This window comes from Microbacterium sp. DT81.1, assembly GCF_049844955.1.
Classification (GTDB): Bacteria; Actinomycetota; Actinomycetes; order Actinomycetales; family Microbacteriaceae; genus Microbacterium.
On the sequence record NZ_JBNCMA010000002.1, the window covers coordinates 669,770 to 685,469 of the forward strand.

Annotated in this window: 8 protein-coding genes; 6 read left to right on the plus strand and 2 right to left on the minus strand. The window is 64.8% G+C overall.

From position 1 onward, the window contains the following. Window positions 1-124 precede the first annotated feature (124 nt). On the minus strand, window positions 125-1,156 hold the full coding sequence (locus tag ACLQ2Q_RS08385) for a LacI family DNA-binding transcriptional regulator (RefSeq protein ID WP_425819896.1): 1,032 nt from the start codon (window positions 1,154-1,156) through the stop codon (window positions 125-127). 245 nt (window positions 1,157-1,401) lie between these two features. Between ACLQ2Q_RS08385 and ACLQ2Q_RS08390 the strand changes: the two genes are divergently transcribed. The 5 genes from ACLQ2Q_RS08390 to ACLQ2Q_RS08410 all read left to right on the plus strand — a co-directional run bounded on the left by ACLQ2Q_RS08390 (window position 1,402) and on the right by ACLQ2Q_RS08410 (window position 9,205). Next, entirely contained in the window at window positions 1,402-2,679 is a 1,278-nt protein-coding gene (locus ACLQ2Q_RS08390; RefSeq protein WP_425819898.1) for an ABC transporter substrate-binding protein, read from the plus strand. Window positions 2,680-2,775: 96 nt separating this feature from the next. After that, window positions 2,776-3,714: a carbohydrate ABC transporter permease gene (locus ACLQ2Q_RS08395; RefSeq protein ID WP_425819900.1), complete on the plus strand. Its 939-nt coding sequence runs from the start codon at window positions 2,776-2,778 to the stop codon at window positions 3,712-3,714. 1 nt (window position 3,715) lies between these two features. Then, window positions 3,716-4,537: a carbohydrate ABC transporter permease gene (locus ACLQ2Q_RS08400; protein ID WP_425819902.1), complete on the plus strand. Its 822-nt coding sequence runs from the start codon at window positions 3,716-3,718 to the stop codon at window positions 4,535-4,537. A gap of 43 nt (window positions 4,538-4,580) precedes the next feature. Beyond that, window positions 4,581-6,869: a family 78 glycoside hydrolase catalytic domain gene (locus tag ACLQ2Q_RS08405; RefSeq protein WP_425819904.1), complete on the plus strand. Its 2,289-nt coding sequence runs from the start codon at window positions 4,581-4,583 to the stop codon at window positions 6,867-6,869. A 131-nt stretch (window positions 6,870-7,000) separates the two neighbouring features. After that, window positions 7,001-9,205 (plus strand): glycoside hydrolase family 3 N-terminal domain-containing protein, encoded by a 2,205-nt coding sequence (locus ACLQ2Q_RS08410; RefSeq protein ID WP_425819906.1) that lies wholly within the window; start codon window positions 7,001-7,003, stop codon window positions 9,203-9,205. 48 nt (window positions 9,206-9,253) lie between these two features. Here ACLQ2Q_RS08410 and ACLQ2Q_RS08415 read toward each other — a convergent pair whose 3' ends face one another. Next, entirely contained in the window at window positions 9,254-12,088 is a 2,835-nt protein-coding gene (locus ACLQ2Q_RS08415; RefSeq protein ID WP_425819908.1) for a discoidin domain-containing protein, read from the minus strand. A 297-nt stretch (window positions 12,089-12,385) separates the two neighbouring features. Between ACLQ2Q_RS08415 and ACLQ2Q_RS08420 the strand changes: the two genes are divergently transcribed. After that, a complete protein-coding gene (locus tag ACLQ2Q_RS08420) occupies window positions 12,386-15,223 on the plus strand; it encodes a glycoside hydrolase family 3 C-terminal domain-containing protein (RefSeq protein WP_425819910.1) in 2,838 nt (945 codons plus the stop codon). The last annotated feature ends 477 nt before the right edge of the window (window positions 15,224-15,700 follow it).

The window sequence follows — 15,700 nt, forward strand, 5'->3', positions numbered from 1 at the left end:
CATATCAGCATGACGGCGCTCGCCGTCACGACGCCGATGCTCGTATTGTCGGTGCGGGTTCAGTGTGCGCCCATGTCATAGATGGGGGGTGCGCTGCGCGGTCGTGCCCAGAAGGGTGGTGGAACTAGAAGGCGGCGTCGGCGCCGGACTCCACGTTTCCCAAGCGAGCCTTCGCCCGTTGTGTCGATGATCGCACGCGCAGCTCGGGTTGCAGCTCACGATGCCGTGGGGTGGTGCGACCAGTGCGGATTCGCTCCATCAGCAGATCGATCGCCGCCTGCCCCATCAATTCGCCGAACTGGCTCACGGTGGTAAGCGAAATCAGGGGGTGGCCGGCCATGCGGATGTCGTCGTATCCGACCACCGACACGTCTTCGAAGGTCAAGCCGAGATCGACGACGGCACGCAGGGCGTCGATGGCCAGGCTGTCATTGCCCGCGAATATCGCGGTGATGGTCGGATCCGCCTCAATGAGTTCTTTCGCGGCTTCATACGCGGCGCCCGCGTCGGCAGCGCAGTACGCAACCAGCCCCTCCAGGCCGGCGTCTCCAGCCACGGACTCATAGGTATCTCGACGGATCGTGTGCGGCGGTTCGGCGTCTCGCCGTTCTGACTGCATGCGAAGCGTGAGGTGGGCGATCCGGCGGTGGCCAAGGCTCAGCAGATGGTTCATCGCCAGGCGGGTGCCGGCGTCGTCATCGTTGGTGATCGTGTCGTAGTTCTTCGATCGATCGTGTCGACCGATGAGGACGATCGGGACATCCTGCGCGAGCTCTTCGAGCCACTCCGGGCTCACCTCAGGTGAGATGGCGATGATTCCGTCGACTTGCCGGTCCGCCAGGTTCTCTAACACGGGTGTTCCGCTCAACTCCCCGAGCCCGGGGGCGATCATAAGTTGATAGCTGGTGCCCGCCAGCCGGGCGGCGGCGCCCTGCATGACCTGAGTGAAGAACTCGCTATTGAAGTTGGGGATCTCCAGCCCAATGCTGAAGCTCGACCCACGCATGGCGCGCGCCGCGATTCGTGGGCGGTATCCGAGCTCTCGGATTGTCGCCTCGACGCGCTCCCGCATTGCGGGACTTACGCCATACGCGTCGCGGATGACTTTGGAGACAGCCGCCTTGGACACACCCGCAGCTTTTGCGACGTCGTCCATGGACGGGCGCCGACGGGACCCCGCAACGGTTCCAGCATCCATTTGATCCGCCTTTGCTACGCCTCTGTACCCCGAGACTATCAGTGCCCCGTGCACTGGTATACGCAATATTCGTAGACCGGTTGACACGATGCTCCCCTGTCAGCTACATTCTTCACAGCGCAGACCATGCAGCAATAGTAGACCGGTCTACTTAACCACCGCACTGGGGATCGTCCCTGCGCACTTTACAAGGAGGTAAACGCATGTACCGCATTTCCAAGAGAGCGGCCGCGATCTTCGCGACCGCTGCGATCTCGGGCCTCGCATTGGCCGGGTGCTCGGCTGGCACCCAGTCCGGTTCCGGCGAGGATGGCGACACGGTCCTGACGATGTCGGGATGGGCTGACGACGGAATCGCCGAGGCCCTGATCGCACAGTTCGAGAAGGACAACCCCGGTGTCACGATCGACTACACCGGGCTGCCCTGGCCCGGCATTCTGACGCAGATCAATACCGAGCTGGTTTCGGGTACGGCATCCGACATCGTGGTGGTCTTCCCCGGCAACGGCAACCCGATCACCGCGCAGACCCTCGCAAAGGGCAACTACCTCGAAGACCTGAGCGACTCGCCCTGGGTGTCGAACTACAACGATGCGAACCAGTCCGTGATGGGCGCGGACGGGAAGATCCTGATGGGCGCGAACGCCTTCACGATCATCCCGGCGATCTATAACACCCAGGCGCTTGAAGAGGTCGGCGCTACCGCGCCGACGACCTGGAGCGAGGTGCTCGAGCTCTGCGCGACCGCGAAGGACGCCGGCAAAGTGGCGTACGCACTCGCAGCAGTGGCAGGCGGGAACTACCACACCGTCCCCTTCGCATTGACCGCCTCCCTCCTCTACGGTCCGGACCCCGACTTCGTCGATGAGCAGTATGCCGGTGACGCGACCTTCAGCGACTCCGAGTGGACAACTGCCCTCGCGCAGTACCGCGAACTGGTAGACGCGGGGTGCTTCACCGAGGACGCCACCGGGACCGCGCTGGACATCGCGCAGGGCCAGGTCGCCGACGGCGAAGCGATCGGAATCATCACGGTGAGCCCGCAGATCAACACGATCCAGGAGATGGCCCCGGAAGGGACCACGTTCCAGACCGCAGCGTTCCCCGCCACCGACGACCCGTCGGAGACGGTTCTCCCGGTTGGTCTGGGTGCCGGCTACGGCGTCAACGCCAAGTCGAAGAACATCGACCTGGCCAAGAAGTTCGTCGACCTCTACCTCTCCGAGGAAGGGCTGAAGATCGCCGTCGAAAACAACCCCGGCATCTTCCCCAGCGGGCCAGTTGAGGGCTACACCCCGCCGGAGACCCTGGCCGGCGTCGCCGAACAGGCTCAGAGCGATCTGACCGTTGCCTTCCCTGACCAGACCTGGCCGAACGCCGTTGTGAACGACACGTACATCTCTGGCCTGCAGGCCTTCATCGGCGGCCAGTCCTCCTCTGCTGAGCTCCTGGAGCAGATGGACGCGGCCTGGAACGGCTAACCCCCCGCTGTATCACCACGGGCCGCGGTGCGATGTCTTCGCTGCGAAGCATCGCACCGCGACCCGTTCTCAACGAAGAGAAGTGAGGAAATGATCATGGCCACAGCGCCAGCACCAATACCAGTATCAGCAGTACTCGCGAACGAGCCGGCACCGAAACGGCGTCGCTATCGGGGCTTCGCCCACACCGTGTGGTGGTTCGTCCTCCCTGCCGCTGCCCTCTACATTTTCGCGGTCGTCTATCCCAGCATCCGAGGTAGCCTGTTCGCCTTCACCGACTGGGACGGCGTCTCTCAGAATCCGAGCTGGGTGGGTCTGGAGCAGTTCGCACGGATCTTGACCGACCCGAACGGCATGGTCGCCGTGAGGAACACTCTTCTGATCGCATTCGCGGTCACTGTGATCCAAAATGCCGTCGGTCTGCTGATCGCGCTGGCCGTCAACTCTCAAATCAAGTCACGCAACGTCCTTCGCGTCGTCATCTTCGCCCCGGTGGTGATCACCTCGATCGCCGTCGGATTCCTGTGGCAGAACCTTTACTCACCGGACGGCGGGATCAACCAGATGCTCGAGGCCATCGGGCTTGGTGCGCTCCAGCAAAACTGGCTCGGAGACCCGGACATCGCCATCTGGTCGATCATCTTCGTGGTGTTCTGGCAGTTCGTCGGATACTCCATGGTGATCTTCCTCGCCGGGCTCCAGGGTATCCCCGAGGAGGTCCTGGAAGCGGCCGCCATCGACGGAGCCGGCCCGGTGCGACGCTTCTGGTCTGTCGTGCGGCCTCTTCTCGCCCCGGCGATCACGATCAACGTGATGCTTTCGCTCATCGGCGGACTGAAACTTTTCGATCAGGTCTTCGTTATGACCCAAGGTGGGCCGGGTGGGGCCACCAACACTATCTCGACGCTCATCTACTCGAATGCATTCTCCCTCGGACGCTTCGGATACGCAGCCGCCCTGGCGGTCGTGCTGTCGATCTTCGTCGCGGTGGCCTCCATCATTCAGTACCGACTGCTCGCCCTTCAGGAGCGTTGACATGAAGAAATACACCTGGCGAACGGGAGTCCTGGAGGTCGGGACGATCCTGATCGGAGTGCTCTTCCTCATTCCGATATACGTTTTGGTCAACTTGTCGCTCAAGGCGCCTGGTGATCAAAGTGCGACGCTTGCACTTCCGCAGCAACCGACTTTCCAGAATTACATCGACGCGTGGGAGCAAGGCGGGCTCGGAACAGCCCTGATCAACAGCGCCATCGTGACGGGCTTCATCGTCGTGTTGACGGTCGTTTTCGCTGCAGCGGCGGCCTACCCGCTGTCCCGGTTGGGGGCGCGGTGGTCGAAAATCACCTACCTCGCCTTCCTCGCCGGACTTCTGCTGCCTGCCCAGCTTGCCCTGCTTCCGCTTTACCAGACCATCCGGGACCTCGGCCTGCTTGGCACGCTCGCCGGCGTCATCATTGTTGGAGTCGGTGCCAGCATGCCGTTCTCGATCTTCCTGTATGCGGGCTTCATGCGAGCATTGCCGGCTGAGTATGAAGAAGCGGCGGCATTGGATGGCGCTCATGCCTTCCGAACGTTCTGGTCGGTGGTGTTTCCTCTGGTGCGGCCCATCACTGGCACGATCATCATTCTTACGGCGGTGGCTCAGTGGAACGACTTCCTCACGCCCCTGCTTTATCTGTCTGGCTCGGATCAGCAGACGATCACGGTCGCCATCTACGGCTTCGTCGGCCAGTACGGCGCTCAGTGGAACCTGATCTTCGCCGGAATCATCATCAGCATCCTGCCGATCCTGATCGCCTACTTCTTCTTGCAGAAGTACATCGTCCAGGGGTTCGCTGGCGGACTCAAAGGTTGACGGCGCGCCGCGCCGCTCAGTTCCTCCTCGCAGAAAGTCACGAATGACCGTCCCCTCCGCCCGCTTTATCGCCGCCGCGAACGTCGAGCACGACACAGCTCCGCTGTTCCGGAGGGACTTCCGCCTCGACCCTAGACACGGACCGCTGATCTCCGCGCGACTCCGGATGAGCGCACTGGGCATCTGCGAGGCGTGGATCAACGGAGTGCCCGTGTCCGACGCGCTCCTGACCCCAGGGTGGACGAGCTACGAGTGGCGACTTCACTTTGTCGAGCACAACGTCACCGGCCTGATCGACGAAGAGTCGACCATCGGAATCGCGGTGGGCAACGGGTGGTGGCGAGGGCGACTCGGGTGGATCGAGACCCAACCATACGGTGACGAAGTCGCCGCGTTCGCTGAGCTCCGACTCCGGTTCGCCGACGGCCACGAGCAGATCGTGGCCACCGACGAGACTTGGCTTGCCGGGCCGAGCGCGGTCACCTTCAACGACTTTTACGACGGGCAGGCGATCGACGCACGCGAGTTCGACCAAGCATGGATGTCGCCGGGATTCATCGACCCCAACTGGGCCCACGTGCACACTGTGGACTACGACCTCCAGCAACTCACGCCCGATCCGTCCCCGCCGGTGCGGCGCGTCGATGAGATGGCGCCCGAACGGATTTGGACCAGCCCGTCCGGAGCGGTGCTCGTCGACTTCGGGAAGAACATCGTGGGATGGGTGAAGGTGCGTGTTCGTGGTGCGGCGGGGGAGGTGGTGACCGTGCGACACGCGGAGGTGCTCGATCGTGGCGAGCTCGCCGTGAAGCCCTTACGGTCGGCCAAAGCAACCGATCGCTTCACGCTCAGCGGCCGAGACGACACCTTCGAGCCGACCTTCACCTTTCACGGCTTCCGGTACGCCGAGATCACCGGCTGGCCCGGGGGCATCGAGGCGATCGCGACCGGTGACCTCACGGCGGTCGCCATCTCCTCGGACTTACGACGCATCGGCCGCTTTGAGTGCTCAGTGCCCGATCTCAACCAGCTCCACGACAACGTGGTGCGGAGCATGCGTGGGAACTTCATCGACATCCCAACCGACTGCCCGCAACGGGATGAGCGTCTGGGCTGGACAGGCGATATCGCAGCCTTCGCACCGACCGCGGCATTCCTCTTCGACGTCAAGGCCTTCCTCGCAGACTGGCTGCAGGACCTTGCCGCCGAACAGTCCGACCGCGACGGCCTGGTGCCCTACATCGTGCCCGACGTGCTGAAGTACGCGTCCACGCCGCAGGAGGGCGCGGGCGCAAGCGAGGCTGCGGCTTTCTGGAGCGACGCGGCGGTGTGGGTGCCGTGGGCGCTCTGGGAGGCCTATGGCGACGAACGGATCCTGGAGGCGTCCTTCGAGTCCATGCTCGCTCACGGCCGACGGGTGCAGTCGCTGCTCTCACCCTCCGGGGTGTGGGACACCGGCTTCCAGTTCGGGGATTGGCTTGATCCGGATGCGCCCGCAGACCGCCCCGGGGACGCAAAGGCCGACCGGGGTGTCGTGGCCACGGCCTGCGCATTTCGCACTGCCGACCGCATCCGGGCTGCAGCCGAGGTGCTGGGCCGCACCGCCGAGGCCTTGGAATTCCGCGCGGTTGCCGATGGACTGCGTCAGGCTTTCCATAGCGAGTACGTCGACGGCAGTCGCATCCTCAGCGACTGCACCACCGTCTACTCCCTCGCCATCGTGTTCGGACTGCTCGATTACGACGATGCGCGGTGGGCGGGGGAGCGGCTTGCCGAGCTGGTCCAACGTAGTGGGTACCGCATCTCCACGGGCTTCGCGGGCACGCCGTTCATTGCGGACGCGCTGACATCCACCGGACACGCCGCAACGGCGTACCGACTCTTGCTGCAGCGGGAATGCCCGTCGTGGCTCTACCCGGTGACGATGGGCGCGACCACGATCTGGGAGCGCTGGGATTCCATGCTTCCGGACGGCAGCGTCAATCCCGGAGAGATGACCAGCTTCAATCACTACGCGCTGGGCGCCGTCGCGGACTGGATGCACCGCGTTATTGGCGGCATCGCGGCCCTTGAGCCTGGATATGCGCGCATCCTCGTCGCCCCCCACGTTGCCGACGGGATCGACTGGGCACGCACCTCGCTTCGCACGCCACATGGAGTCGTGGCCGTCGCCTGGGAGCGTACGGAAGCGAGTGTGACCCTCGACGTCACGGTGCCGTCGGGCACGTCGGCCGTCGTCCGATGGCCTGGCGAGCAGGACCGCGAGCTCGAGTCGGGCCAGTACTCGCTCATTCTCGCAAGTCCCCTCTTCGTCGAGCGGTTGGTCGCGTAGCACCACTCACCGGCATCCCTCCGCAAAAGACTGCGGCCACTCGTACAGAAACCCCACCAACCAGCCCTGGAGCGAAAATGACAAGTGTCGCGGCCACGCCGTCCTATCTCGATGCATCGCTACCGCCCGCCATGAGGGTCTCGGACCTGCTCGAGCGGATGACCCTCGCCGAGAAGGTCGGGCAGATGCTGCAGCTCGACGCCCGCGGCGACCTGGACGACCTTGTCTCGCATAAGCTCGCTGGGTCGCTGCTGCATGCCTCGCCGGAGCGCATTATGGAGGCGGCGGACCTCGTTGCCAAGACGCGCCTGCGCATCCCCCTGCTGATGGCGGATGACTGCATCCACGGCCACTCCTTCTGGCCGGGCGCCACCATCTTCCCTACCCAGCTCGCCATGGCCTGCACATGGGACCCGACACTCATAGAGCGCGGGGCGCGCGCCACCGCGGTCGAGGTGTCGGCGACCGGGCTGCATTGGACCTTCTCGCCGGTGCTGTGCATTGCGCGCGACCCTCGGTGGGGTCGCGTCGACGAGACGTTCGGCGAAGATCCCCACCTTATAGGCGAGCTGGGTGCTGCCATGATCCGCGGGTATCAGGGAGACGGTCTGTCCGATCCCACTGCGGTGCTCGCGACGGCGAAGCACTTCGCCGGCTACTCCGAGACGCAGGGCGGCCGTGACGCCAGCGAAGCCGACCTGAGCCCGCGCAAGCTCCGTTCCTGGTTCCTCCCCCCGTTCCAGCGCGCGGTGGATGCCGGGTGCCGTACCTTCATGCTCGGCTACCAAGCGATCGACGGTGTCCCCATCACGGCCAACAAGTGGCTGCTGAACGACGTGCTCAAAGGCGAGTGGGGTTTTTCGGGGACCTTGGTCACGGACTGGGACAACGTGGGCCGCATGGTGTGGGAGCAGAAGCTGTACGAGACCCACGTGGAGGCCGCCGTCGTCGCTGTAGAAGCCGGCAACGACTTCGTCATGACCACCCCGGAGTTCTTCGACGCCGCGCAGGACGCCGTCCGGCAAGGTCTGCTCGACGAGCGCCGGATCGACGACGCCGCACGCAGGATCCTCACGCTCAAGTTCGAGCTCGGGCTCTTCGACGATGCCCGGCATCCCGAACCCGCTCGACAGAAGGTGATCGGAAGCGCTGAACACGCCGAAATCAACCTCGAGGTCGCCCGCCGCTCGCTCGTGCTGCTCCGCAACGACGGCATACTGCCGCTGCAGCCGAGCACTTCCCGCGCGACGCCGACAGTCGCCGTCATCGGTCCCAACGCGGACGACTCGCATGCGCAGCTCGGCGACTGGGCGGGCGCGTCAGGGCAGATCAACTGGTTGCCCACCGGGCAGCCCAGAGAACTGACGACCACCGTGCTCGACGGACTACGGCAATTCACCGCGCCCGAGTGGAACGTGACCTATTCGCGGGGTGCCGACATCGGCGAGGAGGTGGATGACCCCGCCGGGGATGTCCTGCGCGATGGCCAGCCGCGTCCGAAGATCTTCGTCCCAGCCGCCGCGGACCCTGTCAGGATCGAGGCGGCTGCGCAGACCGCCCGGGCGGCGGATTGGGCCGTCGTGGTCCTTGGCGACACGGTTGCCTTGACGGGGGAGAGCAAATCGACCGCCACTCTGGAACTTCAGGGAGCGCAGACGGCGCTCCTTGACGCAGTCCTCGACACAGGTACACCCGTCATCGTGGTGCTCATCCAGTCCAAGCCGTCCGTGCTTCCCCCATCTGCGGAACGGGCCGCGGCACTCATCGAGGCCTTCAATCCCGGTATGCAGGGCGGCCGCGCGATCGCCGAACTGCTGACCGGCGTCATCGAGCCCTCCGGACGCTTACCCATCTCGTTTCCCCGCCACGCGGGACAGCTCCCGGTGTATTACAACACCGTCCGTGGGCAACACGGCGAGCGTTATGCCGACCTGACCCAGGATCCGCTCTTTGCATTCGGCGAGGGACTCAGCTACACCACCATCGAATACTCCGACCTTCGCCTGGCTGAGACCGAGCTCCCGCGAGACGGTGAGGTACACGCCACCGTCACCCTCACGAACACCGGCACCCGCCCCGCTCTCGAGACGGTTCAGGCGTACATCGCCGACACGGTGACCAGTGCGACATGGGCGCACCGCGAGCTGAAGGCTTTCACCCAGGTCGCGGTGCCCGCCGGCGAGACCGTGACCGCGGACATCGCCATCTCCGTGGGCGAGTGCTCCATCGTCGATGCCACCGGCACCCGGGTAGTCGAAGCAGGGCAATTCGAGCTGCTGGTCGGGCGCAGCTCCCGCGACGATGATCTTCTCACCGCGCCCTTCGTCGTCTTATGAGACGGGACCGGATGCGGCTTTCGACGCCGCATCCGGCCTTTCCAGCGATCAGTATGACGAGTAGACGGTGACCTCATCGATACTCCACCACTGCGGGGCCGTCCCGGTCTGCGTCATGCGGATGTATCGCGCGGTCGTCGGGGCGATTGAGATCGGGCGCTTCCACCCGTAGGCGACGCCCTTCGCGGCCGAGGCCCACGTCGTGCCGTCGGTGGAGGTCTCCACGATGAACCCGCGCGGGTAGTCCCAACGCGCGTCCGGCGGCGTCTGGACGGTGACCATCGCCACCGTGTGAATCGCGCCCATGTCGATCTGGTACCACTCGCCGCCGGCTTGCGATCGACCGCTGTACCAGGCGGCGCTGTTCGCGCCGTCGATTCCTGCCGCCGCGGAGGAGTCGAACGAGGTGGCGGAGGCCGTCGCCGACCACCCTTCGTGACCGATGGGGACGGGGGCGAAAGTGGACAGTCCTCCCGCATACTTCTTGATCGTTTCCACGAACCGGGTGTTCTTCGTGAAGTTGCTCGTGACGAATTGGCCGACCTTCGCGATGAAGGTGGCGGAATCGTCGCTGTTGATGATCGGTATCGGCCGCGGGTTGTCGTTGTACATCCCCCAGTAGGCGAACTGATCTGCCGCGCCCTTGACTTTGTACGTCCAGTTGGACCATGAGACGTTCGACGCGTTCATCCCGGCCATGAAGCGGGCCCAGACATCGTCGTTGTAGTAGAGGGAGTACTCGCCGTTCAAAAGCGGGACACCCGGATCGGTCAGTCGCGCCGGGAGGGCGGAGAGCTCGTTCGTGACGAGCCGATCCTGGGCGGTCCAGTCCGTCGGGCTGCCCATGTCGTAGGGGTGGAGCTGGTACATGACATTCGTCCAGCCGTAGGTGGACGGATGCGCGACCGCGTCCATGCCGAGGAAGGCGCCGAGCACGATCAGGTGGTCGGGGTCGATCGCGCGGACCGCATCGTAGAGCCGGTCATAGAAGTCGTTCTTCTTCTTCAGGTCGTCGGCATCCTCGCTCGGGTCGATAAGCGGCTCATTGATGAGGTCGTAACCGGCCACGCCAGGGACCCCCTTGTAACGGGTGGCCATCGCCTCCCAGATATCAACCGTCCAATCCTGGTACGTGTCGTTCAGCCAGAACTCGTTGGGGTACGGTCCGTAGCGACCGCAGCTCCCCCAGGAGCAGGCTCCACCGGGCAGCATGTGCAGGTCGAGCAGCACGTAGATCCCACGCTGAGATGCTTCGTCGATCAGCCAGTCCAGCTTTTCCCAGGGGTTGGACTTCCATGAGCCGTCGAGGTTCAGGAACGTGTTCCAGCCGATAGGGACGCGGATGAGGTTGAGGCCGGCCGCTTGGATGTTGTCGATGTCTGCCTCGGTGAGCCATGCATCCTGGTGCGCGTCGAGAACGGTCTGCGCCCCGGTCGTGCCGAAGCGCGAGGTCAGGGTGTTGTTGAGGGAATAGTCGTCGTTGTAAAGACCAGCGCTCAATTCGCCGATCGACCACCACTGCGGCGCGGTTCCAGTCTGGGTGAGCCTGAAGTACCGCGCAGCCTGCGCACCGAAGCTGATGTTCGTCGCCTTCGGGGTGCCGATACCTGTCGCGACCGTCTTCCACGTGGAGCCGTTCCGGGACAACTCCAGCCGGTATCCCCGAGGGAAGTCGCCTTCATCGGCCGTGTTCTTCGCAGTGTCCATCCACACGGTGTTCAGCGTGACGAGCGCTCCGAGGTCGACCTGTATCCATTGCCCGGGCACCTGCGGGGCACCTGTCGTCCAGCGCGTCGCCGGACTTCCGTCGAGGATGTTGCCGGGTGACGAGCCTGCCGAGGCGGTCACAACCCGCCCGTGGAGATTCAGGTTGTTCCCGTTCGACACGGCGATCTCGGCGATCGACCACCACTGAGGTGCCGTGCCCTGGTTGATGATCCGCAGGTAGCGAGCGTTCTTCCATCCATTGAAGTCCGCTTGAATCACCCGATTCTTGCCGTAGCCGCTCGCCACAGGTGTGAAGGTGACGTTGTCCCACGACGTGAGCACCTCCCAGCTGCGCGGGTAATCGCTTGCGGTGGCGGCACCCGCGTCGAAGAGCACCCTGTCCATGTCCACATTGCGACCGAAGTCGACGGTGAAGCTCTGCCCCGGCACTTGAGGGGCACCGCTCTGCCACGCGGTGGAGAGATTGTCATCCAGCGCGCTCGACGCTGTCGCCCCTCCGGCGGTGGCGGACGCCGCCGCGGTGAAGCCGGTATTGCGGTGCACGGGATCGAAGAAGAGGTTGATTTCGCCCACCGACCACGGCGCCGCCGCGGTCGCGGTCTGGTTGACGCGGACGTACCGAGCGACCTGGGGGCTGAACCGCACCGTCGTCACACCATCGATCCCTGCCTGATTGGCCACGCTCACCCAGGTGGTGCCGTTCATCGACGTTTCGACGGTCACATTCCGCGGGTACTGGCCGGGGGTGTTGCTGTTATCGATGGAAAGCCGATTGAACACCGTGTTGGCCCCGAGATCCAGACGCAGCCACTCGGCTCCGCCCTGATTGGCATTAGTAGTCCACCGTGCCGAACGCGAACCGTCGATCGCCCTCGACGCGGTGCCAGAGGAGGCCGCAGCGGACCAGCCGGTCCGATCCACCGCGAACTCTCCGAGCGGCGACATCCATTCTTCGTGCGCGAGCCAGCCGCCGACATTGGTTCCCCGCAGATTGATGGTGGACCCGGAGCCGGAGTCCGTCTTGAGCACGCTGCCGCTCGCCTTGATGAAATCCGCCGCCGAGAGGGGGGCCGCCTGAGGCGTTGTCGGGGAGGTGCACGACGTCACCACCAACGTGACAGCCGCGAGCATCGCAGCCACTAGCAACCGTCTCATGATGCTCCTTCGTCCTTGTCGGGGCGCGGTGCCGGAAGCCCTTGCTGCCGCACCGCACGCCAGAGACCCGCCACGTTACGGAGATTCCGACCTCGCGTCAACCGGTTTACAAAACTCGTATACCGGTCTACTATGAGGGGCTACAGTCACCCACTGTGCGCTCTGGGGACCGCGCAAGACATCTTCGTCTTGCGATGAGCGCCTAACACGATGAGGCGATGCTCGAGCCCCTTGTTCCGAAAGCGGCGGCGACGACGTCGCCGCTCCCTGCCATTCCAGCGTTACGACAGGAAGACCATGACCATACGAAATAAAGGGCGCGGCGCAGTAGCCGCCTCGCTCACCGCCCTCCTCATCCTCTCGGGGGGTGCATTCCTCGCGCAGCCAGCGGCGGCCGCGCCGACAGACCCGGCCTGTCCGTGGACGGACCCGACCAAGACTCCGGAAGAGCGGGCGAACCTGCTGCTCGACGCATCATCGGTGCAGCAGCAGATGCGCTGGCTCAACGAGGCGGCCGCCAACAATATCGACGACACCGTGATCCCCACCGCCGGCGGGCTCGGGCACCCGCCGGGGCCCCCGGTGACGTATCCCGAGCACCCCGAGTGCATTCTGTTCAACGCCGACACGGACGGGCCGTTCGGAATCTCCTATGTCCTCGGCAGCACGGCGTTTCCGTCGCCGGTGAGTCAGGCGTCCAGTTGGGACACCGAGCTCATCCGGGAACGCGGCGACGCGATGGCGGAGGAGGCCTGGGATAAGCAGTACAACCAGATCTTCGCTCCAGGAGTCGATCTTGTGCGCCATCCCTGGGGTGGTCGCGGGGCGGAGTACCTCGGTGAGGATCCGCTTCTTGCGGGTGTTCTGGCCGGGGAGTGGATCGAGTCCATGCGGGAGAGCAACCCGGGCCAGCCAGTCGCGTCCGTGCTGAAGCACTTCGTGGGCAACCAGCAGGAGCTCGATCGGGCAGCCAGCTCGTCCAACATCGACGAGCGCACGCTGCACCAGCTCTACACTCTGCCGTACGAGATCGCGTTCGAGGCGGAGCCTGCGGGCGTAATGTGCGGGTTCAACCAACTGAACGGCATTTTCGCCTGCGAGAACCCCGAGCTGCTGACCACGATACTTCGTGACCAGCTGCAATTCGAGGGCTTCGCCGTGTCGGACAACGGGTCGCAGCAGTCGACGGCGGCTTCCCTGGATGCAGGTTTGGACCAGGAGCTGAGCTTGCCGCTCTACTACACGCCGCCGGCTCTGGAGGCCGCACTCGCATCAGGCGAGATCACCGAAGAGCAGATCCGTCTGGCCGCCTTCCGAGTCTTGCGCGCGAAGTTCGCGGCTGGAATCCAGGACTACGAGCTTCCCCCGACGGGCCGTGATGAGGACGTGCGCACGCCCGAACATCACGCGACCGCGATGGAGATCGCGGAGAAGGGCTCCGTTCTGCTGAAGAACGAAGACCAGACCCTGCCGATTCAGGCGGAGGGTCAGACCATCGCTGTGATCGGTCCCACCGCGTCGGACGTGCCGACGGCGGAAGGCGTCAGCGCCAGGACCTCTTGCAGCGCCCCCCTCTATGGCGTTCCGGGGGCGCCGCCCTCGATCTACGAGTGCGAGGGCACCTCGCCGCTCGATGCGATCACAGCGCGCGCTGCTGAGGACGGCAACACCGTCGTCTTCGACAACGGTAGCGACCTCACCGCAGCGGCAGCCACCGCGGCCGCCGCCGACGTGGTTGTGGTGTTCGGGTACAACACTGCTGGTGAGTTCTTCGACCTGCCCGACCTGAACCTGTTCAGCGGCGGCGATGCGCTCATCGAGGCAGTCTCGGCCGCCAACGAGAACACGGTCGTCGTGCTCGAAACCCACGGAGCGGTACTCCTGCCGTGGGTCGAGAGCGTCCCGGCAGTGCTGCAAGCCTGGTGGCCGGGCCAGGGTGGCGGCGATGCGATCGCCAGCCTGCTGTTCGGCGACGTGAATCCTTCGGGCAAGCTTCCGGTGACCTTCCCGAAGACGGTCGACGACCTCCCCACCGCCGGCAGCGACGCGCAGTACCCCGGAGTGTTCGCCGACGGGTCAACCGTGCGGGCAGAGGGTTCCACGGAGATCCGCCAGGTGAACTACACCGAGGGTCTGCAGGTCGGGTACAAGTGGTACGACGAGCAGGGCATCGAGCCGTTGTTCGAGTTCGGCCATGGCTTGTCGTACACGGAGTTCGAGTACTCGAAGCTCAAGGTGAAGGCCACCGCCGACAAGGCGACAGCTTCGGGAACAGCCACCGTGAGCTTCGCGGTCAAGAACACGGGCGATGTCGCGGGGGCGGAGATCCCGCAGGTCTACCTGACCTTCCCGGAGGCCGCCGGCGAGCCCGGCAAGCGGCTGATCGGCTTTGATCGGATCGAGCTCGCAGCAGGCGAGGAGCGCACCGTCGAGGTCGTCGTGGACTCGGAAGCACGCAACCACCCCCTCTCGATCTGGGATGTGGATGCCGACGCATGGAGGATCGTGGACGGCGACTACACCGTCTCGGTCGGTTCGTCCTCGCGGGATCTGCCGCTGCAGGCGACGATGAACCTCGATGCTAACGGTCCTGTCGCGACGACGCTGCCGAGCATCACGGGTGACCCGGTGCTGGGCAAGAAGCTCACCGCCAATCCGGGGGTCTGGAACGAGGATGGTGTCACGTTCTCGTACCAGTGGCTACGGAACGGCGAGCCGATCTCCAAGGCGACGAAGGCCGAATACCGGGTGACGAAGGCGGATCAGGGCACATCCCTGAGCGTCGCCGTGACCGCCAAGCCGAAGTCCGGGCCGTCCGGAACCGCGACCAGTGCGGCGGTCTTCGTGAAGACATCGGCCGTCGTGCTGGCGGTCCCGAACAAGGTCGTGGGTACCACGACGACCGAGTTCACCCTGTCGGTCCGCGTGACTGCGCTGGCCAAGGGCGTGACAGCGGAAGGCGAGGTCACGGTCGTGGTCGACGGCAAGTCCTTCGCCGGCACACTCTCGGGCGGAAAGGTCACGGTCCCGATCGGCACGTTCGGTCGCGGCATCCACCCCATCAAGGTGTCTTACGGCGGCAGCGAAACGGTCCAGCCCGCCACTGGCGTCTCCCTGATCACGGTCAGGCGCTAACAAGCGCGGACGACGCCCGCGAAGAAGGGGGTGGTTGGCGAAAGCCCGCCACCCCCTTTGGCGTTCATCACAACGCTCGCATCTTGAACAGTGTCGCCGATCAGCAGTTGGACAACGAGATGGGTACGGAGCGCTTCCCCATCCTCTTCGCGCCACGACGATACGGGAGCCCGGAGGAACCTCTGCATTGCGGCTCGGATGCGACACCGAGCTGGCCGGTCTGGCCGCGTCGCCTGCCACTGGGTTCGAAGTGCCGGAAACGGACGGCGTACGCCTTTCCCACGTTGGCGGAGCGGACCTGTCGGCAGGCACCCTCGATCAAGTCGTCAATGACGTCGGTTCGGGGGTCGCGCCGCAGAGCCCTGGCAGGCTGAGTAGGTCGCGGAGTGCGCCGAGCTTTAGGGCGCTGGAGTGTCTACTGCAGACGTCGTACACAGACTGCCCGCGTCTGAACGATGCGACCTCCCTCGCCCCGGG

Coding starts and splice junctions, on each gene's coding strand:
- ACLQ2Q_RS08410 (WP_425819906.1), top strand. CDS start 7,001: ATGAGGGTCTCGGACCTGCTCGAGCGGATGACCCTCGCCGAGAAGGTC.
- ACLQ2Q_RS08420 (WP_425819910.1), top strand. CDS start 12,386: ATGACCATACGAAATAAAGGGCGCGGCGCAGTAGCCGCCTCGCTCACC.
- ACLQ2Q_RS08395 (WP_425819900.1), top strand. CDS start 2,776: ATGGCCACAGCGCCAGCACCAATACCAGTATCAGCAGTACTCGCGAAC.
- ACLQ2Q_RS08405 (WP_425819904.1), top strand. CDS start 4,581: ATGACCGTCCCCTCCGCCCGCTTTATCGCCGCCGCGAACGTCGAGCAC.
- ACLQ2Q_RS08415 (WP_425819908.1), bottom strand. CDS start 12,088: ATGAGACGGTTGCTAGTGGCTGCGATGCTCGCGGCTGTCACGTTGGTG.
- ACLQ2Q_RS08385 (WP_425819896.1), bottom strand. CDS start 1,156: ATGGACGACGTCGCAAAAGCTGCGGGTGTGTCCAAGGCGGCTGTCTCC.
- ACLQ2Q_RS08390 (WP_425819898.1), top strand. CDS start 1,402: ATGTACCGCATTTCCAAGAGAGCGGCCGCGATCTTCGCGACCGCTGCG.
- ACLQ2Q_RS08400 (WP_425819902.1), top strand. CDS start 3,716: ATGAAGAAATACACCTGGCGAACGGGAGTCCTGGAGGTCGGGACGATC.